22 protein-coding genes and 1 pseudogene are annotated in these 24,164 nt (G+C 62.0%); all 23 read right to left on the bottom strand.

The genetic code is table 11. From position 1 onward, the window contains the following. Positions 1-267 precede the first annotated feature (267 nt). A complete protein-coding gene (locus C1Y63_RS13105) occupies positions 268-420 on the bottom strand; it encodes a hypothetical protein (RefSeq protein WP_233195690.1) in 153 nt (50 codons plus the stop codon). Positions 421-492: 72 nt separating this feature from the next. Next, positions 493-783: pseudogene (locus C1Y63_RS13320) on the bottom strand (dihydrofolate reductase); the annotation flags it as partial. Positions 784-815: 32 nt separating this feature from the next. Further along, entirely contained in the window at positions 816-1,259 is a 444-nt protein-coding gene (locus C1Y63_RS10660) for a hypothetical protein (RefSeq protein ID WP_106016432.1), read from the bottom strand. Beyond that, entirely contained in the window at positions 1,225-1,680 is a 456-nt protein-coding gene (locus tag C1Y63_RS10655) for a hypothetical protein (protein WP_146128941.1), read from the bottom strand. Before C1Y63_RS10655 ends, C1Y63_RS10660 begins: the two co-directional genes overlap by 35 nt. Before the next feature lie 24 nt (positions 1,681-1,704). Beyond that, entirely contained in the window at positions 1,705-2,013 is a 309-nt protein-coding gene (locus tag C1Y63_RS10650; RefSeq protein ID WP_106016430.1) for a hypothetical protein, read from the bottom strand. Continuing rightward, positions 2,013-3,425, bottom strand: coding sequence for a glycoside hydrolase family 25 protein (locus C1Y63_RS13100; RefSeq protein WP_233195689.1), 1,413 nt, complete (start codon positions 3,423-3,425; stop codon positions 2,013-2,015). The genes C1Y63_RS10650 and C1Y63_RS13100 overlap by 1 nt, the downstream gene beginning before the upstream one ends. A 98-nt stretch (positions 3,426-3,523) precedes the next feature. Then, positions 3,524-4,834: a collagen-like protein gene (locus C1Y63_RS10635; protein ID WP_106016429.1), complete on the bottom strand. Its 1,311-nt coding sequence runs from the start codon at positions 4,832-4,834 to the stop codon at positions 3,524-3,526. After that, positions 4,831-5,628: a hypothetical protein gene (locus C1Y63_RS10630; RefSeq protein WP_106016428.1), complete on the bottom strand. Its 798-nt coding sequence runs from the start codon at positions 5,626-5,628 to the stop codon at positions 4,831-4,833. The genes C1Y63_RS10635 and C1Y63_RS10630 overlap by 4 nt, the downstream gene beginning before the upstream one ends. Before the next feature lie 13 nt (positions 5,629-5,641). Continuing rightward, a complete protein-coding gene (locus C1Y63_RS10625) occupies positions 5,642-8,041 on the bottom strand; it encodes a hypothetical protein (protein ID WP_146128940.1) in 2,400 nt (799 codons plus the stop codon). Then, entirely contained in the window at positions 8,041-8,955 is a 915-nt protein-coding gene (locus tag C1Y63_RS10620; protein ID WP_106016426.1) for a hypothetical protein, read from the bottom strand. The genes C1Y63_RS10625 and C1Y63_RS10620 overlap by 1 nt, the downstream gene beginning before the upstream one ends. Positions 8,956-8,964: 9 nt before the next feature. Further along, a complete protein-coding gene (locus tag C1Y63_RS10615) occupies positions 8,965-9,738 on the bottom strand; it encodes a hypothetical protein (RefSeq protein WP_106016425.1) in 774 nt (257 codons plus the stop codon). 79 nt (positions 9,739-9,817) lie between these two features. Beyond that, complete coding sequence (locus C1Y63_RS10610) at positions 9,818-16,774, bottom strand: phage tail tape measure protein (RefSeq protein WP_106016424.1); 6,957 nt, start codon at positions 16,772-16,774, stop codon at positions 9,818-9,820. An 18-nt stretch (positions 16,775-16,792) separates the two neighbouring features. Continuing rightward, positions 16,793-17,113: a hypothetical protein gene (locus C1Y63_RS10605; RefSeq protein WP_106016423.1), complete on the bottom strand. Its 321-nt coding sequence runs from the start codon at positions 17,111-17,113 to the stop codon at positions 16,793-16,795. 47 nt (positions 17,114-17,160) lie between these two features. After that, complete coding sequence (locus tag C1Y63_RS10600; protein ID WP_106016422.1) at positions 17,161-17,487, bottom strand: hypothetical protein; 327 nt, start codon at positions 17,485-17,487, stop codon at positions 17,161-17,163. Between the two features lie 158 nt (positions 17,488-17,645). Beyond that, positions 17,646-18,527 carry a hypothetical protein gene (locus C1Y63_RS10595; protein WP_106016421.1) on the bottom strand — a complete coding sequence of 294 codons (882 nt, stop codon included), beginning with the start codon at positions 18,525-18,527 and terminating at the stop codon, positions 17,646-17,648. Next, positions 18,527-18,934 (bottom strand): hypothetical protein, encoded by a 408-nt coding sequence (locus tag C1Y63_RS10590; RefSeq protein ID WP_106016420.1) that lies wholly within the window; start codon positions 18,932-18,934, stop codon positions 18,527-18,529. Before C1Y63_RS10590 ends, C1Y63_RS10595 begins: the two co-directional genes overlap by 1 nt. Next, positions 18,934-19,209: a hypothetical protein gene (locus tag C1Y63_RS10585; RefSeq protein ID WP_106016419.1), complete on the bottom strand. Its 276-nt coding sequence runs from the start codon at positions 19,207-19,209 to the stop codon at positions 18,934-18,936. The genes C1Y63_RS10590 and C1Y63_RS10585 overlap by 1 nt, the downstream gene beginning before the upstream one ends. Positions 19,210-19,539: 330 nt before the next feature. Next, positions 19,540-19,962, bottom strand: coding sequence for a Gp19/Gp15/Gp42 family protein (locus C1Y63_RS10575; RefSeq protein WP_106016417.1), 423 nt, complete (start codon positions 19,960-19,962; stop codon positions 19,540-19,542). Between the two features lie 25 nt (positions 19,963-19,987). Next, complete coding sequence (locus C1Y63_RS10570) at positions 19,988-20,338, bottom strand: hypothetical protein (RefSeq protein ID WP_106016416.1); 351 nt, start codon at positions 20,336-20,338, stop codon at positions 19,988-19,990. Further along, a complete protein-coding gene (locus tag C1Y63_RS10565) occupies positions 20,338-21,255 on the bottom strand; it encodes a hypothetical protein (protein WP_106016415.1) in 918 nt (305 codons plus the stop codon). The genes C1Y63_RS10570 and C1Y63_RS10565 overlap by 1 nt, the downstream gene beginning before the upstream one ends. A gap of 12 nt (positions 21,256-21,267) precedes the next feature. Continuing rightward, on the bottom strand, positions 21,268-21,663 hold the full coding sequence (locus C1Y63_RS10560; RefSeq protein ID WP_106016414.1) for a hypothetical protein: 396 nt from the start codon (positions 21,661-21,663) through the stop codon (positions 21,268-21,270). A gap of 9 nt (positions 21,664-21,672) precedes the next feature. Further along, the gene (locus C1Y63_RS10555; RefSeq protein ID WP_106016413.1) at positions 21,673-22,920 is read right to left on the bottom strand and encodes a head maturation protease, ClpP-related; all 1,248 of its coding nucleotides are present in this window, start codon (positions 22,918-22,920) and stop codon (positions 21,673-21,675) included. Next, entirely contained in the window at positions 22,920-24,164 is a 1,245-nt protein-coding gene (locus C1Y63_RS10550; RefSeq protein ID WP_106016412.1) for a hypothetical protein, read from the bottom strand. Before C1Y63_RS10550 ends, C1Y63_RS10555 begins: the two co-directional genes overlap by 1 nt.

Raw genomic sequence — 24,164 nt, 5'->3', positions numbered from 1 at the left:
TGTGGTGGAGCTGCCGGGATTTGAACCCGGTTAGGCGGGTTTTCGCACTGCTGGTCAGGGGCGGTTTTTGCAGGTCACCCCAGGTTTCCGGTTCCGATTCTTTCGGGTTCTTTCGGGTTCTTTCTGCGTGAGCGTGAGCCAAAAATGAGCCAAAAATTTTCGATCCTGCCACCCACATCGCCGCAGGAAGTCGAACGTTTTCACGCGTTGAAAGCGGGTGCAGACATGAAAAAAGCCCCCACCCACAAGGGGCAGGGGCAAGGGTAGCTAGCTGGAGACCCGGGATTCTGCGAGGATGCGGGACAACGGCACCGCGTCATCCGGCCACGCACCAGTGGTGTCCAGGACACCGCGCAGCACGCGCCAGCGATGGGAGTCGCCCGCACCCTGCCGCCACTCCCCCACGTCGTGGACGCGCACACCACGCCTGTATAGTGCCGGGAGCACGTCCGCACCCTCAACCGGGGTACAAGCATCCACCTGCGTGATGACACACTCCACCACCGTAGGAGCGCACGCCACCAGCGTGGCAGGCCCACCAATCACACACGTATTACTCCCCCACTCAAGAGCGGGCGGGCGATGGATGACTAGTGCCCCGTGGGCGGGGTACCCCACAGCGTGGGTGAGCACAACGTTCTGCCGGTCACGTAGTGGCCGCGCAGCCGGGGGCAACGATTCCCACGTCTTCCGACCCATCACCACAGTGCAGTGGCGTGTGGTCGCCGCGAAATGCTGAAGTTCTGCGGGGCAATTCCACGGCAGCCCACCGGCCACGCCCATTACCGCGTTGTTGTCCACCGCGAAAACTGCCCTCACTGCGCACCCCGTAGCTGGAGCCACTCATCATAGGGAACCAGGGTGGGGATCTCCCACCCCTCATGCGCGGCCTGAATCGTCAGCTGCTGCGCCCACCGGGTGACAAACACCAGGTAGTCACTCAGCTGGTGATTCGTCTCCCGCAGGGTGCGTTCAGTTTTCTCCCACCGTGCCCGGTCGTCGTCGTACATGGCCGATAGCCGGTCCAGACGGTCATTCACGGCCTGGAGTTCAGCAGACTCTACCTGACGGTCACGCTCGATAGCGCGCGCCTTTCGGTTCTGCCACCACCGCGCAGCAGCCGAAAGCCCACCCAGATTCTCTTCCGCCATCTTTTTGGACAGCAGGCCGGTGGGGGAAAAGATGACGGCCACGACGATGCCAGCGATGGCCCAGCCCGGCCCCTCAGGAAGCGATTTCAGCAGCGCGGCTAACTCCATCCCGTCGTACCTCCCGATCCTTTTCAACCGCGTCCCTAAGGAACATTTGATATGAGAGGTAGGCCCAAATGAGCGCGATACACGTGAAATGCAGAGCACTGCGCCAGCCGTCCGGGGGCCAGCCCGATTCCCAAATCTCATCAAACCTGCCCACAGCCAGCGCCCCGTACAGGATGGCCGCCGCAGCAGCACCGGACGCCACCGCAGCAGTGTGGTGCCACACCACGCCTGCGAGCACTGCCCCGGCTGCGAGGATGAACAGAACACCCCACCACTCCAGGGTTAGCCCCAACTCAATCCGGGTGAGAAACGCGCCCGTCTTGGGGTCATCCCCCGTGGAGTAGTCAAGGCCGCGCTGCCCCATATCCACCGCCCCGATCACCAGGCCCACGTTCAGAGCGCCACGGGGGGTTCTGGGCATCCAGCGATGTGGCATGATGCTCACCTACTCTCTGTGGTCGGCCAGCAGGCGGGCGGCGTATTCTGCCGTGGGGTCCTGCTGCGCAGGCGCAGGCGTGGGCGTGGCCTGCGGGGGCATGGTGCCCGCCGGGGTGGGCTGCGGATGAATGTTCGCCAGGGCGAGGATGCTGCCCAGCGTCGCCGCGATGGCCGGCGCACGGTCCACCCAGCTGTTCAGCGTGGTGGGGTCAATGACACCGGCCACAACGGCACCCGCGCCAGTCAGGCCCATGATTCCGTAAAGCACCGCCCGCAACACGGGGGTGCTGGTCAGCAGTTGGATACGGTTGTTCATTACTTCCCTGCTTTCGGGTCGAAAAATCCGGGCACGTCCAGCGCCGCGCCGATAGCTGCGAGAGCGTCCACCACGGTACGCCCGCCCAGCTGCGGCCAGCCGGTGAACGCGGGCACCCCGTCCGTGTGGGCGGGACCTGCCAGCTGGTCAAGAACCAGCTGAGTCTTATCAATGGGCACGGTTGCCCCTTTCTTTCCAGCGGCCTGCGTGGCCGCATACGTGTACCCCTTAGGCGGGATAAGAGTAGACAGCTGGTCAAGGCTCACCCAGTACCCGTACGGGGTGAACCCACTATCGGCGATCCACACCGCCCGACCCTCGTTGCCATCTCTGTACCCCATGGCTGCCACGTAGTGGTAGACGGTTCCGCCCGCATACCGGGGGCTGGTGGAACCGTAAACACCCCGGGGGTAGTTGCGCGGCGGCGCAACAATGTTGACGCCCACCCCGTAGCCCGCATCAATGGATGCCCGGATGTGCTTCCACAAGGCTTCCCGCTCTTCACCCGTGGGCGGGTCGTGCGGCATCGTTACGGTCGTGTACTGCGCGCCGGGCAGATGCTTGTTCAACACGCGCGTGAGCAGGCCGATATAGTCCGTGCCGTTGACGGTCGTGCCAAGCTCCCCCGCCAGCACACGCTCAGACACCAGGGAACCAGTCGCAGCCCGCACGATGGTCTGCACGGTAGCAGGCCCACAGTTGTAGTAGGTGTCCTGTTTCACCTGGTCGCGGGGGTAGTCCAGAACCTTTTCCACCGCGTTCACCTCCCTCACTGGCTGCTGCCACCAGTTTCGTAGTTCCTCTACGCTGCCCCGGTATGCGTTCACGTCCACGTAATAGCCGGACACCAGCGCGTTACTCCCGAACTGCCACAGGGCAGGTTTCTGTCCGCCCAGCGGGTAGTCCCACTGCCGGTGCCCATCGCCGGGGTACAAGTCCCCCGGGGCACCCTGCCGGTTTTTCCCGTAGGCCGCGACCCACACCCGGCCCAGATCTGCCGTGCGCGGTTCGCCACCCAGCAAACCCTCCCAGTAGGGCACGTAGGAGTAGATGCCCAGCACCCGGACGCCGCGTGCTTCAAAGGCTCGTTTGAACTCCCACACCAGTTCACCAGTCAAGCCCGCAGGGGTTTCAGCGTCCAGCCACACCGGGAGCCGATCCGTACCCATCACCCCTACTGCCGCGTCCACCTGCTGCGCCACGCTAGTGCCCTCACTAGGGTTCCGCAGGTAGTGATACGCGGACAGGGCCAGCCCTGCGCGCCGGGCGTTGACCACATGGCGCGGGTAGGTCAAATCCTGGTGGGTGCCGTCCGTGGTGCGAATAATCGCGAACTCGATGCCTGCCGTGCGTGCGGCTTGAAAATCAAAGTTTGGCTGGTGCTCGGAAACGTCCACGCCCAGAATCGTCATAGTCCCCTCTTTCCTACCCCAGCAGTCTGGGGTATACTTGTGGGCAATAGTTCGGCCCGCACCCCTGTGGAAAAGGGGGGTGACGGGCCGGATTTCTTTTAGACCAATGATGCGCCGTTGAAGTGCCAGTCCACATCCATATACGGCTCCAAATCCGGCCCCGTGTGCAGGAACTCAGCACGCGTGTGGGAAGCGTCGTGGTAGATGTACATGCGCTGCGTGGTGGCGAACGTTTCAACCCACACCACGGGGTTGTTGTCAAACCGTCGCTTAAACAGGTAGGCCTCCTGTTCGGCACCCAGTTCGTCCGTGACGCGGATGCCGAAATCTGCGGCTGGCTCACCCATGTCTTTGCCGTGCCAAAAACCCGCCCAGGTTTCGCGGGGTTCGCCGTCGAAGAATCCGTCTTCCAGGCGGGTGAACAGTTCGGGCCGGTTGGTGATGACGGCGATGGCACCCGTCTGGTCACCTGGGACCATGGTTTCAAGGATGGGCTGGTAGTCCAGGGGTTCCTCCAGCGCAACATCCTCGGGTTCAGGTGCCGGGGTGGGGGTGATTTTCGACTCTGTGGGCGGGTTCATGTAGCCCTTGAACACCAGCTGGTTCACCAGTGCCTGTAGGTTGTCCGCATAGTCCATCTTGGGCAGTTCCGGGGCGAGCGCTGCCGGGCCGCGTTCACCACGCTCACCCTTAGGGCCAGTCAGACCACGCTCACCACGCGGGCCACGCGCACCCGGCTCACCCTTATCGCCCTTAGGGCCGCGCTCACCCTGGGGACCACGTTCACCCTGAGGGCCAGCAGGCCCCTGCACGCCAGTCTGCCCCGGCACACCCTGCACACCCCGGGGGCCAGGGTTACCCTGCGGACCAGCAGGACCAGTGTCACCCTTAGGGCCAGTCGCGCCCGGGGTGCCCGGGTCACCCTTAGGCCCAACCGGCCCGCGCTCACCCTGCGGGCCTTTCGGCCCCACAGGACCAACAGCACCGGCCACACCCTGCGGACCAGCAGGGCCACGCTCACCACGCGGACCCACATCACCCTTAGGGCCACGGGCTGCGCGCGCCTGGCCAATCGCATCCATAGCGCGGCGCGCAATGTCCACCAGCTGCGCGTCACTTGCACCGCCTGCGGCCACCGCATCCGCCAGACTGAACCCCGGGGCCACCACCATGTGAACAGTCTCCACAAACGCATGGGCCGGGTCATTCGTCTGATGCGTCAACAGCATCGTGGCGGGGCCATCAACCACATCAAACGCCACCCGGCCAGCAGTCACATCCACCTTAACCGGCTCCGTCGTGACCAACCGATCACCCACACTACGCGGGTGAGTACTGCGCACCACTACATCATTGACGGTGGACGGCTGGCCGGTTACGTCCGTGAGGGTTCCCTGAATTCGTGTCATTCATCATCCTTAATGTCGAAAACGGCAGTCTCCAAGACTTCCACGCGACCGGCCAGCGCATCCACGCGCCCACCGATTTCCGCCGCAGAATCCTGCGCTGCCGTCAGCTTGTGCAACGCCCCGTCAGCAGTGGTGTTCACCACTTCTACGTAGGCTTCCATCGTGTCCACCAGGCCCTGGGCGCTCTCCAGCTGCGCAGTCAAAGTGTTCGCCGCCCTAGTGGTTTCGGCCACCCCGGCATCCACCTGCATCGCGGCCTGCTGAGCATCGTCGCGCAGCTGCGCGACCTGCTCCGACAGCACTGCGAGAGCGTCCATGTGGCCGGAAGCTGCAGCGTCAAGTTCCTTGGATGCGCGCCGGGCTGCGTCTTCCACCTGGGTGCGGGTGTCCGCCGCCAGCTGCTCCGCGGCTGTCTCCACGGCCTGGGTGCGCTCACCCACCCAGGATTCCAGCCGGTTCAGTCGGTCCCGGATTTCCTGCGCCGCACCCATCAGGGTGTGCCCATCAATTGCGTTCAGCTCCCTGCCCTCCCGCAGCGCATCGCCCAGGGTGTATCCGTCGCGCACCACCAGTGGCAGATCCAGGCGGGTCTCACCCACCTCTAGGTGGAGCTGCGCCCGGCCCGTGGCCGCGTCAAACGCCAGCAGGCCGTCATCTCCCACTTCGATTTCCACGGGGGTGGGGACCACAATGTCATCCCCCTGGGTGTCCCCGGCCTGCCCAACGAGGTAGGCGCGGGTAAGTTTCACGGGCTGGCCTGCCGCGTCCCGAATAAAGCCGGTAATTACGGCCATGTACATCTCCTAACTACTGCTGGAAATCAGCAGTGACCTGGTACTGAACACTCACGCCGTTTGAGTAGTCGCCGCTGTGCGCATCCGTCGAAAGCTCTGGCACGTATAGCCACTCCACTCTCTTCCCGGGGTGGTTCCACCCAAACGAGTACTGAAAAATGTTGTTGCTGTCGCTGTGGCCGCTGTACGTGTACGTAGCAATAATGTGCCCGCGCCAGCCGCTGCGAACATAGACCTTGTGGGAGAGCACGCCCGCCTTGTAGACGCGAACGTACGGGTCAGAACTATTCAGTCCGCCGATCAAGCGCACACGGGACGCTTCCATCTCTTTCCGGGTGGCCTCTGCTACCTTTTGCGCAGCACTGGCTTTGGTGTTCGCCGCGTTCGCCGTGGTCTGTGCCGCGTTCGCCTTGTTGGTCACGTCGCGGACCTTGTTGTCAAACGTGCGTTTTTGGTCGGACACCTCTTTCTTGAGATTGGTCACAGCGGTGCCCAGGTCCCTGCGGGCGTTTGTCGCAGCAGTCTGCGCCAAACCCAGCTGCTTAATAGCTTCAGTATTTGCGGACTGGCCAGCCAGGTAGGCGTCCTGCGCGGCTTTCAGCCGTCCGGTCGCCTCGTTGAGTTTCCCCACGGCAGTGTTGGTCTGCTTCAAGGCTTCCGCCTGCGCACTCTGTGCTTCACCCAGCCGGTCAATGGCCGCGCTATTCGCCTTACTGGCAGCAATTGCCGCTTTCTGTGCTTCACCCAGTTTCTTAATGCTGTCCGAGTTGGCACGGTTGGCTGCGTTGAGTTTGCCCTGGGCGTCGTTCAGCTTGCCGATAGCCGCAGTATTCTTTTCGCCGCTCACTCGCAGTTTTTCCGCCGCGTCCGCCAGCTGAGACGTAGCCGTCCCCAGCTTCCCAATCGCGTCCGTGTTGGCTTTGCTCGCAGCCGTGGCGGCTTTCTGGGCGTCACCCAGTTTCTTAATACTGTCGTTGTTCAACTTCGTCGCGCGCGTCAACTCATCAGTCTTCGCGTTCAACGCAGTAATCGTTTCCTGATGCTTCCGCGACGCATCCGTCAACGCCCGCGCGGCGTCACGGTTCGCCTGAATAGCCGCAGCCCGCTGCGCAGGCGTCGCCAGCTCCAGTTTCTTCACTTCACTGGTCAACGCGTCCGCACGCTGCAAAGCCTGCGCCGCCGCATCCAAACCCGGCTGAATTTTCTTACCCAGCGCTTCAGACTTTGCGATCGCGTTCCGGGCTTCCGTCGCAGATGCCTGCGCGGCCCGCGTCGCCGTCGCCGCAGTATCCTGCGCAGTGCGCGCAGCTGCCGCAGAGGTGGCCGCAGCCGTTGCGGACGCGCGCGCCTGATCGGTGGCTGTTTTTGCCTGCTGCTGTGCTGCGGTGGCCTGCTTCGCGGCTGCTTCAGCTGCTTTGCGGTAGCCGTCTGCGGCCACGCGCGCCGCGTGGGCATCCTGCTGGGCGGCATCAACGGCCTGGAGGGCTTCGCGTGCCTGCTGCTGTGCGGTGCGGGCGTCCGCCACCGCCTGCGCGGACTGCTTCCTATAATCCTCCGCCAGCTTCAGGGATTTCTCAGAGTTCGCTACAGCATCCTTGGAGTCCTGCAAAGAGCGGTTGACCTGGGCTAGGGCTGCGGCTGCGGACGCCTGCGAGCTTTCTGCCGCCGCTGCACTGGCCATGGCACTGGCCACCGCATTTTCAGCGACCTGGTTGGACTGCTCCGCACGGTTCAGCGCGCTGGTCACGCGCTCTTCCCAATCGGGTAGGCGCTTTTCAATCGCTGTGACTTTGCGCTCAGTAGCTTCAACCCGGTTGGCGACCTTGCGGGTCTCGCCCCGCATTTTCTCCCGCTCCGCTTCCGCCCGCGCCCGCTCATCCGCGATGGTGGCTTCTACCGCATCGTTCGCGGACTTGAGGGCCAGGGCGTCGCGGATCGGCTCACCCCCGACTTTGACGCGGTATCCCCACTCATCACGGCTGGTGACGGTGCGGATTTCCGTGACTGGCTGGTCTTCAATCACTTTGCCCCACAGTCGGACGCCAACGAGGTCGCCCACGGTGAAGTCCCTGCCGGGGGTGAAGCGGCCTAGCCCGGCCTGCGTGATTTCCCGCTCAAAGAACACATCGCCCGCTGCGCGTTTCTGGGCGGCATCAAACACCTGCTCCGTGTTGGACTGGTGAGACTTCCGGTCCATCTTGATATCAGCCCGGATGAAACTAAGGTCAAACTTACCCTGGGGCATATCATCCGGCCTGTAGATAAACCCGTCCACAGTGCCCTCTTTCTGGGCGCTCGCAGACTGAACTTCCTTTTCACCCAGAGTGATGCTCATAGAGCCGTAGACGATAGTCGCCGTCCTGCGAGCAATAGTGATATCGCCACCATCAGCCGTAAGCTGCACAAAATTCACTAGGTAGACACCTCCCCCGTTTTCGTCACGGTTACGATAAGCTGCGGTGCGGCCAACCGCAGACCACGCGGATTAGAATCCCCCGGCCACCACAGCCGAACGAGGAACTCCACACCCGCCGCCCGGGCCACATCACCTAAGTCATCCCACAGGGATTTATCCCTAGGGGCAACGATAATGTTCGGCGTGTCATCCGCCACAGCTGGGTCCAAATCCTCAACAAGCAGGGGACGCCGATCCGGGGCGATATCCACGGCCACATAGGCGGCGGCGACAGAATCCCGCAGAATCTTATGCAGCGTGGTTAACGCCCGCCCCTGGTGCGCGAACCCATCCGTCCGGGTCGCCAGCTCCAGGGGGCGCATGAGCCGGGGTGTTTTGAACCGCTGTGTGGCGTGCTCATCCGCAGACCAGTCGTATTCAAACCGTCTCCACTGGTACAGCTCACTGCGATTCTTCCAACTCCCCCGATACGACGGGCACGGGAACCTGCCCAGCACGTCAAGCACGCTCACACCCTTGATGGTGATCTGCTGCGGGCTTTCCGCGTCACCCTTAGCGACACACAGCACCACGTAGTAGGCTTCGCGCAGGCCGTCGCGCTCGACCACCACAAACCGGGTTTCGTCCATTGCAAAAGACATGCGCCCGTCCCCATCCGTGTCCAGCACGTGGGCCATGCCGTCACCCACCAACTCATCCACGATGGGGTGGACCACCCCGTCTTGGGAGCGCACCGAAATCGTCAGCTCCAGGTCTGTGACCTGCATCCGGGCACGTGGGGCATCAAGGCTAATAATCGGGGCCATGTCCATGATGGGAACGCCCTCGTTGTCGGCCAGGCCCACCCACTGCCCCTCATCCCGGATTACCTGGGCGCGATGCTTCGCGTGCGCTTTCCAATCGAATGACACATCAACCTCCTACGCCCACGGGTCCAACACACCCAACTGCCACTGAAGTTCAGCGCCTTTACTGAGCCGGTACTCACGCATCTGCCCCGGGGGAACACCCTCAGGCAACACCCGGCCCCCCAGCTCCCGCCACAACGAGGTGAGCACCCGGCCCGCATCATCCACCACCACGCAGCTCTGCGCATTGTCCAACACCAAAGTGGCCGGGGTAGACGTAGACGGCAAGCGCACCACCGCGCCGGACGGCAGAATCACAGACTGGCCACTACCCTCCCACCGGACGCGCGGCCACACAGCCGTATCCCCCGGATTACTCACCCGGGCAGTACCACCCGCCCGCAACGTATCCGACCACCACACACCACCATCAGCCACCAGGCCCACATGCACGGTGGTATCTGCGACGTTATCCGGATCCGTCACATAGGCGGCGATGGGGGTTTCCAACCGCACCCGGGCCTGCACAGAACCCAACCTGCCGCCCACAATCTGCAATACCCCGTACTGGGTCGTGGACCAGGCGCGCCGGAACCGGGACACCAGGGTGCCCAACACTCCCGGCTCCCAGGAATCCACCCGCAGCAGCACGTCAAAGCCGCCCCGCATGGCTTCAATCGTCACTCCCTGGAGCAGCTGCCCCGGGGCACCCACCGGGACTATCGCCCGTTCCTGGATCTGTCCCACAAGCCCCTCCATCGTGCCCTCTGGGACAATCGCGGGGCTATCCCGGTCGAACAGCTTCCAGACACTGCCGTCAATGCCCTGGTAGTTCAACTCAAACACAGCACACCGCCTATTCGACAATTCAAAAAAAGGGGAGAGTATGCCCCCGCCCAGGAATCACAGCGGGGGCACATGACCACTAGGAATACGCGCGGGCTGCGCGGAACTCACTAGCCGTCACACCAGCGTCACTCTCTTCCAGCTGGTTAATCTTGTAATCCAGGTTGCCCACCTGGTCTAGAACAGACTCAAGCGTGCGCTGCAAATCATCCGCACTATACGCGCTCCCCTTAGGAACGTTCACGGTGATCTGCTTGACTCCAACCGCGCTAGCGCGCTCGTTAGCTTCCCGCTCCATCTGCTCCAGCGTCTCACGCGACTTCCGCATATCGGTCGCAACCTGGTCGTACAGGCCAATTTGCTTTTTCGCGTTATCCAGGTACACCTTGCCGATTTCATGCAGGGCCAGGGCTTCCTCTTTGGAAGACGCCTTAGCAATTTCCTGCTGCAATTCGGTGTAGGCCTGCATGTTCTGCAAGCCCTCAAGGGCGGTGGCGTTCCGCTCTTGCGCCTCTGCCAGGCGCTGGTCAAGCACAGCCGTGTTCTGCTGCTGCCGGTACTGGAGAGCAGCCAGCTGTTCCTCATACCTGGACTGCGCGGCCTTATTCTGTGCTTCGGCGTTGTACCACACGCTGCCGGTGAAAGTGTCCTGGAGTGTGCCGCCCAATTCAAAGGCGGACGCCCCTAGTTCTTCCTGCCCGTTCATCGTGAGATATGCGCCGCCAGCACTGGCGAGGGCGTTGCCGCCCACACCGAAAATAAGCCCGGCCCTTTCCCAGCCACTGGCCTTGTTCCAGGACTGCTTAACGTCACCCCAGTTGTGGTAAACGTCCGAACCGCCCTTGAAAATGTCGCCCACGCCCTTTGCGGCCATGAGCAGGCCAGGAATCGCGCCAACACCACCAGTACCCAGGGCCAGGGCACCGCCAGCAATGACTTTGCCCAGGCCGCCCAGCACCTTGCCGAAACCGCCCCAGCCGGTAGACGCGCGGCTCATCCCCTGACTGGTCATACCGTAAAAGGATTTCGCCTGCTCTCCCAGCTTCCACGTGGCCAACTGCAAGAGTTCCACAGTCTGGCCATGCTTCAGGGTCGCCAGCTCTGCCTTGATCTGGGCTTCCTCAGCAGCAGCAGCCTGCTGTTTCTGGGCAACGAGGTTAGCCAATCGTGCCGTGTGAACGGCCCATTCGGCTGCTTTCACCTCATCTTCCGCCCGCATCCGCTCTTCCGCAGCGCGCTGCACCTCTTCCACGGACTGCTGAACCACCTGGGTGACAGATTCACCCATCGCGACGGTTGCACCGTCCGTGGTCTCAACGAGATCCTGCAAACCAAAAATGCCGGTTTCAGTAAAGCGGTCCACAGCCGCGCCTAGGTCAATCAAACTTGTTCCACCCTTACGGGTGACCAGCTCGATTGACTTCATTTCAGCATCATGCTGGGCTTTCTTCGCCTTAGCCAAAGCGGATTCAGCGCGGGCAACATCAACAGGCCCCTGCAAACGGGTTTTCAACGCGTCGAATTCCGCGCGCCGCAACTCTCGCTGGGCGCGCAGCATCGCCGCATAGTCATTCACCTGCTGCAAACGCAGCTTGTTGATTTCACCCATGGTGGCTTCCACGGCCTGCGCCACCTTAGCCGCGCTCTCCCAGAACTCACGCATGCCGTCAGCGACCTTTTGGAACGCCCCAACGACTTTCCCAACGAGGTCGCCGATCACCTGCACCCGCGCCGCAATCACAGTACGCTCAGCTGCTTCCAGCTGAAGCGTGGCCTGCTCACTACGCGCACGCGTCTGGCTCAAAGCCTTTTCAGCCTTAGTGATTTTCTCGGCAATCTTCGTCGCGTCCTTGGCGTTCTTATCGCCAGATTTCTCCGCGCTCTTCGCCGCATCCTCACGGGCACGGGCCAGCTTTTCCTCCGCGTCAGCAATCTTCCGCGCAGCCTTAGCCGGATTCTTGGACGTGGCCGCATCCTCACGCGCACGGGCCAGGCGCTTTTCAGCGTCTGCCACCTTACGCAGAGCAGCGGTGGTTGCTTCACCACCGTTAGCGGTTGCTTCAGCGTACTGCTTCCGCAGGTCCGCTAGTTCTGCTTCCTGCTTATCAATGGCTTCCAGGTCTGCCGCGATGGACGCCCTGGTTTCTGCCAGGCCGCGCTCCGCGTCGCGGACCAACTTGGTCTGGCTCACCCAGTCGCCGCCAATTTCTCTCAGGAACTCATGCATGCGCATGGCCTGATCGACCATGGGGTCATCCTCGTGGATGTAGCCGCCACCGTCGCGGAAGTTGCCCGCCCATGCGACGCGCTCCAGTGCGGGCACCACATGGTTGAGTGCCTGCGCCTGTGCGCCCACGTTGTTGGCGAGGTTGTTCAGCGCGCCCAGCTGCGGGCCGTTGATGATGATTTCCGGCGTGTGAGACAGGTTCAGAGCTGCCACACCGTGCGGGAGCACACCACCAGTGTCGTAGACACCGGCCTTTGCTACCAGCTCTTTCGCCGCATCCATCTGCTGCGCGTACCGGCCAGGGAACGCAGACACCTGCACCTTTTGAGCAGCCGCGCCCGGGTCCATGCTCTCCCAGTCGAATTTCTTCAACCGGTCAAAGAACATGGTGGCGGAATCGAACGGGGTCATCCGTTCCTTAACCGTGCCCCAACCGGCCTGCCGCTGCTGGAACAAGCCAATACTGTCGTAATCGCTACCCACCGCATCATGGCGGAACGACAGCGATTCAGGCACAGCATTATTAGCCCACATTTTCAGCGGGTTGCCGGACTCCACAAGGGTGGTGGCCACGCCAATAATCGCCGCAGCTGCGTTCAAACCAGCAGCCTTAGCGGATCGGGCCACTTCGTGAACAAAGTACTCCGGTCCCCAGTCGGGGCCGTCCCACGACGCCAAAGCATCCTTACGGTTAGCGTCCGTCAACATGGGGTCACCCGTACCGCTGGGGCTAGTACCGATAGACGCGCTGCTGGCGTTGCTCTTCAGCTCCAGCCCGATCCAGTCGGCAATCTTGGAATGCAGTTCCTGGGCACTACCCCAGTTAATCTGCACGCTAGTGCCCGTCGTAGAGCCGGGGGAAATCCCCTGAGCCGAAAGAGCACTAGCCACACCGTCCGCCATGCCAGCGGCCAGCTTGTCACCACCGGACGCGTAGAACCAATCGGTGAAGCCCCGGCCCTCCAGGGGGCCAGCCTTACCACCGATAGTCAAACCCTGACCAGTGTTGCCGCCAGACTCAATAAACGTGCCGTCCGGCAGCTGCGCAGCAGTATGCCCGCCACCGGGTCCACCGTTGAGGAAAGCAACACGGAAATCACCATCATTGCCCTTACCCTCAGCAAACCCCTTATTGCGCAGCCACTCTGCTTCCGTGCCCGTCGCCGTCCGGGAATCCAGGATATCCAGGCCACGGAACACATTCACGGCCATGGACACAGCACCAGAGCAGTCCACACCATTCATCGTCCAGCCACCGAACACATACGGGCTAGCAACCTTAGAAAGGGCTTCCTTAATCTCCTGAGACGTGCGAGTAATGAACCCGCCATCTTCGTACTGCTCCAGCTTGTAGCCGAACTTATCGGCCACCTGGGCAAGAATCTGCGTGGAGCGGGTGCGCTTACTTTCCGCCAGCGGGATGTATGCTTCGCCGCCGGTTTCCGGCTCCGCCCACAAACGCCACGCCCCAGCCGGGGCGATCTCCGCCCGGTGGTCCTCGGAGCCGTTCGCAAACGCCAGAATGCCGCCATTCGCGAAAGGTAGGAACCGCTGAATCGGCCCCGGCATGATGGACTTCACCGCACCACCCACAGACCCAGCCATGGACTTAATGCCGTTGAGCAGACCATTCACGATGTTTTTGCCCGCGTCCATGAGCCAGGTGCCCGCAGACTTGAAGCCGTCAACAATCTTGTCTTTGATACTCATGGCACTGGCGACGATTTCTATGACTTTATTCGTCACAATCGTCTTCAGCGCAGTCCAGATGCCAGACCAGTGTTCCTTGAGGAAGTTCAGCCCATTCTTGACGCTCTCAAAGCCGTCAAGCAGCAGGTTAATACCACCTGCGATGAAGTCAGCCACCGCAGACACGGCTTTGCCAACCCACTCAATGAGCGTGCCGAACGCGTCCGCCACCTTAGAAAGGAACTGCGCGACCTTCGTCAGAATCGCCGCGAACACCCGCAGCCCGCCCACAAGCAGCGTGAACGCGGCCACCAGAGTCGCGCCCACCACGACGGCAATCACCTTAAGGATCGGGAGCAGCACGGGCGAAAGCAGGTCCCACAAAGCCTTGAAGACCTTAAACAGGGACTTGACAACTTCCCACGCGGCCTTGAACGCGCTCACCACCGCGCCACCCATGGATTTACCCAGCTCCAGCAGAGCCGGGGCCAGCTGCACCACAGCATCTTTAATCATGGAGAACGCAGGCCCAAGCAGCCCGCCGATAGTCTCCAAGAAACCCTGCCCGATTTCCATCGCACCATGGAACGCTTCACGAACCGTGTCCAGCGCCCCGGTAATCATGTCAACCGTATCCTGACCAATCAGGCTAGCCAGCGCGCCACCACCGGCACCATCAGTATTGCCAGTGACAATGTTCTTCAAGTCAGTCCAGGCGGACTGCACCTGACCCACAATCTCAAGCACACGCTGTGCGTTTTCCTCCCCAATAAGGGAAGAAAGAGCAGAACTACCCTCATAGTTCCCCATGAAAGCGCCCTTGAGTTCATCCCACGCGCGATGCACATTCTCAAAGGTCTGCGTGATGGTCTCAGCACGATCCGCGCCAACGAGTTTCGCCAGCCGGGAGTGCTCACCATCCACATCATCCCCCTGGAACAGGGCACCGTAGAGTTCATCCCACGCGCCACGCACGGTCTGCATGGTCTCTGCGGCCTGCTGCGCAGTCTCCGCGCCGAACAGTTTCGCCAGCGGCCCATTCTCCAGGTCAACCGGGTTGTTGTCGACCAGCACGCCCCAGAGTTCACCAAAGGCGTCCTTGACCAGCACCACAGCATCCTTGAACGCTGCAAGCACACGCTGGCCTGCTTCCGTCTGCGTCATGAAGAACGCGATACCAGCAGCCGCAATCACCCACGGGTTCAGGGCCATGACACTATTGAGGGCCATCTGTGCCAGCTCTGCGAGTTTCGTAGCCCCCGTCGCCTGCGTCAAGAACGCGATGAACCCACCAGCGTTCCCGATAGCCAGGCTCACGTTGTAAGCCACCACAGCAGCAGTCACACCAACCAGCGCGGCTTCTACCGCTGCGAGGATGCCGGGGTGTTCCTTGAAGAACTGAATCACACCCTGCACCGCACGACCCAGGAACTCCAGGGCCTTAGTCGCAGCACCCACCGCACCCGTCATGATCGGCTTGAGCACCTCATAGATGCTCAAACTGATATCCGCCAGGGCGTTCGCGAACTGCTCAAGCGGGCCTTTCAAACCGGCCAGCATGGCCCTAGCTTTGTCGCCCGCACTGCCCGCACGGTCCATTTTTTCACGCAGGTCATCCCACGCGTCGCCGCCAGCAGCCAGCGCAGCCGCCATGCTCTTACCCTGGTCGCCGAAACCCTCAGCTAGCAGACGGCCAAAGTCTTCCTTACTCATGCGCTCTTGCGCTTCGTGGAGCTGTTCGGCGATGGATTTCAGGCCAACGAACTTGCCGGACGCGTCCTGGATAGTCAGGCCCAGATCATCAAACGCGTTCTGCTGTTTCGTGGTCGGACCCAGCATGTTATCCAGCGCGTTCTTCAACTGGGTACCAGCAATAGAACCCTTGTAGCCGATATTCGCCATGAGGCCCATCGCGGTGGCCGTATCCTCCAGGGACACGCCCAGCAGCGCAGCAGACGGGGCACCCTGCTTGAACGCTTCACCCAGGTCCACCAGACCAGTCGCGGAATTGTTCGCCGCGTTCGTCAACACGTCCGCCACACGACCCGCTTCGCGGGCTTCAAGCCCGAACACGTTCAGCGCTGCGACCTGAATTTCAGCAGCCTGACCAGTATCAATCATGGCCGCACCCGCCAGCTGAATGGAACCCTTAGCGGCTTCCATCGCTTCGCTGGTGCTCATACCACCCTTGATAAGGTTTTCCATCGCCGCAGCAGCAGACTGCGCAGACGTGCCCGCTAGCTCACTATCGTTACCCAGCTCTTTCGCACGCGCGGAAACCTTAGCCATCTCTTCCGCAGTCGCACCGGACACGGACTGAATGGACGCTAGCGTGGTGTCGAACTCCATGCCCGCACCCACCGTGTCCTTGAGGAAGCCGGTAAGCCCAGCCAGCCCCAGCCCACCGGCAATCATGGGGACCATGCCCTTAATCTTGCCGCCCAAACCGCCCATGGCGTTGTCACCCAGTTCGCGGAAGTGCTCACCCAGCGTCTTCGTGGTCTTCCCACCCTGATCGGCTGCGCGCTCATATTCCTGGAGAGCGCTCTTCACCTCTTTGGTGGAGTCACTGGCCTTTTTCTGCGCAGACACCACCGCGTCTTCAGCATCTTTGAGCTTGTTAGTCGCCTGACGGCTTTTCTCACGGGCGTCTGCCACGCGGCCCTCTGCGGCTTCCACGTCCGCGTCTGCTTTCGCGCGCGCGGCCTGCAAAGCCTTTTCAGCGGCTTCCACCTGCTCCGTGGTGGCCTTAGCGTCATTGCGCACCTTAGCCACGTTTGCTTCCGCTTTCGCGACAGCAGCGTCACCTTTAGCGCGCACCGCTTCCAGTGCTTTTTCAGCCGTCGCCACGTCACGCACAGACTTCTCCGTGGCACTCTTCGCGGCCTGCACTTTCTTCTCAGCCGCTTCCACCCGTGCAGCGGCCTGAATCTCCCTGCGACGGGCATTCTCCACCCCACGGGCGGCTTTCTCCGCCGCATCCGTAAGGTTCTTCGACATGGCCGCGCCAACCTGCTTAGAAGCATCCTCCAGGGGCTTTTGCAGCTCTTTGCGAATCTTCGCCTGAATACCCCGCATACTCGGAGCAATCGGCAGTGACGCGTAGCCCACAGCAGCCATGTCTTAACCTCCCAGGGATTATTGTTTGCGCTGCGCCCTCTTCCGGGCACGGATAGCGCGCAACGCCTTTTGCTTTTTCCGCTCCCGTTCCTGCCGTTTCGCCAGGTCTTCCCTACGCGTATAGACAGGATGACGGTTACCGGAAACAACCCCGTACACGTCCGCCACAAGACGCTCCAGCGGGGTGATTACATCCATGTCTGCCACCGCGCACCAGAACAAGGATTCTTCGTGACGTAAGCCTTTCAGCAGGACAATGATTCGCCGCAGGGTGAGCCGCCCAGGCCCACCCCCCGGCTTGTAGCAGTCCCTCAAATCCAACCCGTAGAAGCGCTGCATGTCAGCTTCCGCAGCATCCCAGTGCTTACGGATCAGGGGCCAAAAGGCTAGTCCGTTTCCCCCATGGCACCGGCCTTAGTCCAGGCGGGCATGACGATTTCAGACATTTCACGGGTGGTCACGTTGTAGGCGCGCAGCCGTGCCGCCTGGGCGGGGCCGATCAGCTTCAGGAAGCCGGACACCATCCGTTCGTTCTCAAAGTCATCCATCACGTCAAAGCTGGCGTCAAGCGGGTTGTTGGGAGCTTCCAGCGTGAACTTCCGGCCACGGATGGTGACCGTGAACGTGGTCACCTCATAATCCGGGTCCTGGAGGTTGATAACCTCCGCGTCGACCTCTTCGATTTCGGTGCTCTTAGCTTTGTCTTTTGCCACTGTGGGCCTGCCTTTCTGTTGAAGAATAGGTGTAGCCCCCACAGGCAATGTGTGTGGGGGCTACGGGGGTTCTGCCGTTTCACTTGACTGACTTGCACGCAAAGGTGGGGCTGGCAGGGAGGAAAGGCAGAAAGTCCCTGCGCAGCCCCACACGGGGGTTAGGCGTCTGCGTGCTCGACGGCCACGTCCTTGGGGAAGCCGCCGCCGGTCAGCTTGGACGCGTCCACGGCCACATCACCATTCGCCTTAGCGACGGTGAAGCCGGTGGCCTGGTCGCCGGTCACCTCCACGTCCTTATCCCCGGCCTTACGGAGCGCGGCCTGGATATCGGTGGCCTTTGCGTCGTGCTTCAGGCCCTTTGCGGACACGCCGCCAACAGTGAGCGTCCAGGTGCCGCCGGTCGCCCCGGCCACGGATGCCTTGTAGGTACCCGCGTCGTTCATGACGATTTCACCAGCGTCAACAAAGCGAATCTGAGCAAAGTCCACAGTGGTTTCCTCCCCGTTCGGCTTGATGACGTACTCGTCGAACACAGCCCGGTTAGCGTCAGGCATGTAGTCGAAATCAATGGTTCGGCCTGCCGGGTCCGCGCCCTGCTCCAGATTCTCCATCTTCGCGTAGGCCTTTTCGCGGGTCGCGTAGATGCGGAAAGCGCCGTTTTCATCCTCAAAAACGTGCGCGACGTGGACGCGGGCCACCTTGCCGGAGTGGACGCGGATTTTAACCCCGTCATCCTCATAGGTGTCCGGCCAGGCGATCATGTCGACGGCCTTGTTGTGCTCCAGGATTTCCACAGAGCCGGTAAGTTCGCCCGGCTTCGTGGTCACAGCGACCACACCGAATCCCTGCCCCTTGATCTGGTTCTTCTCGACGGAACGAGTCAGCCCAATCTTGGAATCCTCGGGCATGATGCCCAGGGCATACCAGTCATTACCGAAAGAACCGTCCTTGCCAATTTTCGGGTCATCAGCAAAGCTCACATAGGTGAGCAGGTCGGCCAGAGGGGCGATGTTTTCGGGGTTTCGCAAATTGCGAGCCATTAGGTTACCTCCATAGGTTTGCGGCCCAGCGTAACCGTGTACGTGGCGGACGCCACCCACCCGCCCACGCGGGAGTCTTTAATCACGATTAGGCCAGCACCGGCTTTGATTCTGTACAACCGAACTTGCAGCGGTGAAAGCAGCGCGGCGTCTGCCGCAACCAGCAATTTCCGCGCAGTCGGCGCGTCATGCGCATGTACCGTTACGCGCACGACTTCGCGCGTGTATCCAGGCTCAGTGTGAGGGGTGCCGTCAGACACCACCGTCATATAAGGGCCTTTTGCCGGGGTCCACCCGGGGGGCAGATCGGCACGCACACGCTCTTTCTCTTTGAACGCTTTGCGCAGCAGATTGCGCACGCGCTGCGCCGCATCCTGCTGCGCCCACAGGGTTAAGGGGTGCGTCACTAGTACCTCTTCACGTCTAGGCCGCACTGCGCAGCCGCGCGGGTGAGCGTGCCGTGTTTCGCCTGCGACGCCAGCCCACCAGGGTGGGGGATACGCACGACGGACACCGGCCTGCCGGATGTGTTGGTGCCGTTTTCCACTTCCACCGGCAGGGAAGTTAAGGCGCGGGCTTTCTGCGCCACCTCTTCCCCAGCCTGGTAGACCAGATGCGCGTTCTCTTGAAGTAGCTCCATGAACGCCTGGTCATAGAAATGAATCGTGGGTTTCTCACTCAAAGGATTCACCCCTACTCACAATCACAGCCAGGCGCGGACGGTGGCGAGGATTCCACGCAGCGCGCCCCACAGACCACTGCCACGGGGCGCGCACCACGGTGTACTCAACCCCACGCACCACGCACACCCAACCGGCCTGCGGTACCACCCGGGGGGCTGGCTCCACCAACACCTGCAACAGGCTAGTGGTCGCGTCATAATCGGCGGCTTTCACATCCCCCAACGAGTAAGGGGAAACCGTGGCCGTCGCAGCCACCTCTTCCCCCACCACAGGGGTGATGTTCCCATCCTCATCCCACACATCCGGGGGGCGAAAAACAACCGTCTCCATCAGTACACCTCCGGCCACCGCATAGGCGGCGGGGCACAGAAAACCGGCAAACCGGCCACCAGACCCAGCTCCCGCAAATGCTCATTCGTCAACCGCACGCCACCAAAAGACACGGCCCCCACATCCGCATAGGTGAGAGAATCCGACTGCGGCCCAGTCGTAGAAGACACCGCCCGCACACCAGCATTCATCCCCACCAACACGGCAGCGGCAACCATGTCGATCAGCACCCACTCCACGGTGGGTTTGAGCCAGTCACCAGCCCGGGTTTCCAGCTCTCGGTCAAGGTCCCGGCCCCTGCGGGAAAAAGCCACCCGCACCCGGGCTTCCGCGTCCTTAATGAGGGTTTCCACCCGGGGGCGTTCCTCATCAAACAGTGGGCGGGGTAGGCGCTCTTCCACATCTGCCAGCTCCACGAACATGGTTCACCGCCTTTCAGCAGGGGGTTTAGCCAACAGCGGAAATAATCTCCGCCCGGGTCAGCCCCTTGACGTCAATGCCCAGGTGGGTTGCGTAGTCGCGCCACGCGTCAACGGGCGCGGTTTTCTTAGGCTTCACCGGGGCTTCCACGGCGGGTGCCGGGGCGGGTTCCTCTGCGGGTTCCTCGACCACCACAGCAGGGGCGGGTGCCGGGGCGGGCAGCGCGTCCGCGTCAGCAATGATGCCCACACGCACAGCCCAATCCACATCCACCCCATCCACGTCAACCGCATCCCCACGCCTGTACACCACAGGGTGCAGAGGATCGGCGGGCGGCCACGGCTCCCACGAATCCACAGTCAGAACGTAGGACGCCATTACTTCACACCCGTGATGACCACAGCAGCCTTAGGGTTGTCAACACCCAGAATCCGCTTCCGCCACATGTCCGCGCGCCACGTCTGGCGGGGGCCACCAGCACCAGACGCACCACCCTCTTCGTACATGGGCGTGGCCTGAAGCGGGTCCGTATCGGAGTAAAAGCCCACCGCGCCAGCTTCCATGACAATCACCTGCGCGGGGTCCATGAACCGGGACGTGGCCACGTTCAGGCCAAACAGGGTCTTCGACTCCAGGCCCGTGTACACAGGATTCTCGGAAGCGTTATCGCCCACATAGAAACGCTGAACCTGCTCGTTTCGCAGCAGCGCAGTCAAGGCCATGGGGTGAAGAACCATGGTGTCAGGCACGTAGTCGAAATACGCGCCGCCAGGGGCTTCCGCACCCTGAATCTTCTCCACCGCGTCCAGAACGTCCTTGATGGGGTCCGCGCCAGCAGCCCACTTAGCGCCAGCGCCCACCTTAGCCACCGCATCGTTGTTGACAAACGCATCCACAGCGGCCTTAACGTCCGTCTTGACCATGGTCTTGTTCAGTGCTTCCAGGTGCGCAGCCACCTGATCCACACGATTCTCACGAATCATCTCCCTGGAGATGCGGATGGCCAGCGCCGTCTTCACACCCACCACAGAGTGCAGGGCACCGTATGCGAGGTTAGCGACCGGAATTTCCGCGAACTCTGCGACTTCCTGAGCATCCAGGTTCAGGTACGGGCTGGCTGCTTCGCGGAACGCGACCACACCGTCATTCGTACCGCCATTGCGAAACAGCAGTTCTGCGAGGAACTGCCCCTGCATACCCTCAACCACGCGGGTCGGGATGTAGGTGGGGTCTTTGAGCATCTCCGCCACAGTCAGGTTCTGACCGTCATAGGCGGACGCCACGATGGTATCCATATTTTTCCTCCCTTAGCCCGCGTGCGCGGGGGTCGTAAGCTTCACCGGCACAAGTCCGTCCGCGCCATTCATCGCGGCCACACCCACAACAACGGTGCCGGTGGTGGCGACCTTGCCGTCAGCTGCGGCGTAGATCTTCGCGCCACGCTTCACACCATCAGCCGCATCACAAGCCAGCCGAACAGTCTGGGGTGCGCTGTACACAGCCGCAACCCAGGGGGTATGAACCAGAGTGTTCACCGCCTTATCCTCCGGCTTAGGCGCGGCATCCGTGAGCACCGCGCCATACACGTCGCCGTCAGCGGTGGCATGCTCCACACCCTTATCCGTGAGCGTGACCAGCCGATTCTTGACAACCGGCTTAGCGGCCGGGTAAGTCTCCGGGCCACTGGTAAACGTTTCAGACATTCAAGTCTCCTAGTACTTCCGGGGGGCAAAAAGCCCCATCTTCTTCGCCCGCGCATCCAAGTCGGCCAGCGCGTCGCCCTCATCCTCCACCGCATCGCGGGAAGTACCCAGCTCCGCGCGGGGGATCAGATTCACCGGGATAGCAGCCAGCCGCTCCCGCGTGCCCTGCTCATCCGCCGCGATAGCTTTCAGCCAGCGTTCACGGCTGGTGGGAGAAATCCGATTCTCCGCGATGGCCGCGTCAACGATGGCCGCACGTGCGGCAGCTTCCGCAGCAGCGCGGGCCTTTGCACCGTAGGCGGCATCCGCCTGGAGCTGAGCCAAAGCAGCAGCATCGACCGTGACGGTCAACGGCTCCGCGTCATCCTCGGGGGTGTCCGCATCGTCGGCGGCTTCCTCTTCCGCCATGTCGGCCAGGGCGTCCGCCTTTGCGGCGTCCGTGTCATCCTCGGGGGTGTCCGCATCCTCGGGGGTGTCCGGCTCATCCTCGACAACCGTGGTGGCCTGCTCTGCCAGCGCTTCATCCAGCGCGGCCAGCACCACCTTTGCGTCCGTCGCGGCCACACCCAGGCGCTCCGCAACATCCGAAATAAAAGTCATATCCGTCTCCAACAGTTTCGGGGCGGGAGCAGCAGCCCGCCCGCTGTACTTGTACCTGTCCCGGACCACGCGCCGCGCATCAGCTGCGACACGCTCCACGACAGCAGGCGCACCAGCGCGCGCATCCTCAACACGATCTGCTAGGCCTGCCGCCACGGCTTCATCCGCGCTGTACCAGGTTTCTTCCCGCATGCGCTCACGCCAGAACTCGGGGGTGCCCCCGGCTTTCGCCGCGTAGATTTCAGCCAGCGTGCCGGAAATCTTTTCCAGCCGCTCCACCGCACGCCCCAACTGCTCCGCGTTACCGTCCACCCACGTCCAAGCATCGTGAATCATCAGGTCTGCGTGCGGGCGCATGACCAATTCATCGCACGCACCCACCGCGATCACACTTGCAGCAGACGCGGCCATGCCCTCCACATAGCCCACCACGCGGGCAGGGTGCTTTTGCAGCCATGACATGAATGTCAGACCCGCGTACACGTCGCCGCCAGGGCTGTTCAGGTGGAGGTTGATCCGCTCGATATCCCCCAGCTCTTCTAAGTCGTAGTAAATTTCGTCGGCGTCACAGTCGTAGCCGCCGATTTCTCCGAAAACCCGCAGGTCAACGACACCCGGATTTTTATCGTCATGTGCCTGTAAGGCCCAGAACTTCACTACTCGCTCCTTTCGTCACTCTGATGAATCTTTGGCTGGAAGTCAGGCGACTTAGGCGGGAGGTTGTAACGCCTGCGCAAATCGTCTTCCAGTGCCGGTTCACACCAAATCGCACCCGCATTCACCAGTAGCGATAGGTCACTAGCCGTTAGCTCTTTCTTGGACGCAATCGGGTCACACATGATTTGCGGGCACGTGCCCGTGTGCTCCGGAAACGCCACCTGCACAAGGTCTTCAACAATGTGCTGCGTCGCAGTGTCGGCCACCCACTCCGCGATGGTCTGGAGCGCCTGGATGAAGAGGTCCGCCTGGGTCTCTGCGAGAGCGTAGGAACCCCCACCGTCCGACAGGTTCAGGAAGTGCGCAAGCACCGCCCGCGCCATCTGCGCGTCATGGTATTCAATCGCCGCACGGGGGGACAGAATCGTGCCGGACGGGGCTTTGATTTCCAACTTCGCACCAGCCGGGATAGCCGCACCCGTCGCCGCACCCGCACGCAGCTGGGATGCGAGTTCACGACCAGTCGCCAAATCCGCGTCCCGATCCGCAGCATGCTCCGTGCCCTGGTAGACGGGTACGCCCATGCCGTTACGGTCTAGCGCGTTGACTTCCAGCCGTAGGAGCTGGTCACGCAACTTCCAGTGCTTGTACGCGGGCCGCAGCACGCTAGTACCTGTCCAGCTGCCACCCACCGGGTTGTACACGTAGGCCACCAGGCGGGACACAGGGATTTCAATCGGCTTCGCGCTCTTACTGTTCGGCGCAGGCCGCTGCACGATGGACAGCAGGCCCCCGTCCGGTGCGGTGCGGACTTCCTGAATCGTGCCCGGCATGCGCGGGGCCAGCTTCACAAGGTGCTCGTTCCCGTCCGCATCCGTGGCGTAGACCTGTTCAAAAAACATGCAGCCGAACTGCAAGGAAAGCAACGCCTGCTGGAGGTGATTCGCCCAGCTAATCCGCCCCTGCCGGGGTGCCAGCGGGCGCGATGCTTCCTCACCCAGCACGGGCAACCGCAGGTCTTCCGCCACACGGGCCACAACCTCCGGGGGCGCACCATTCGGGTCAACACGCCACGTAGCCCGCCTAATCGGCAGCGACAACGCGGACAAAATGGACTGCACCTGGGCGTCTTCGCGCCCCATCTTCGCGTACACCCACGCGCTTCGCGGCCACCGCAGTTCCCAGTTGTCATCCTGTAGGGGGCCAAAACCCCCCGGGTCCGCAATGTATCCCAGTTCGCTCAC

Source organism: Corynebacterium sp. 13CS0277 (genome assembly GCF_002994655.1).
Taxonomy (GTDB): Bacteria; Actinomycetota; Actinomycetes; order Mycobacteriales; family Mycobacteriaceae; genus Corynebacterium.
This window is presented reverse-complemented; position numbering and strand designations above follow the sequence as displayed.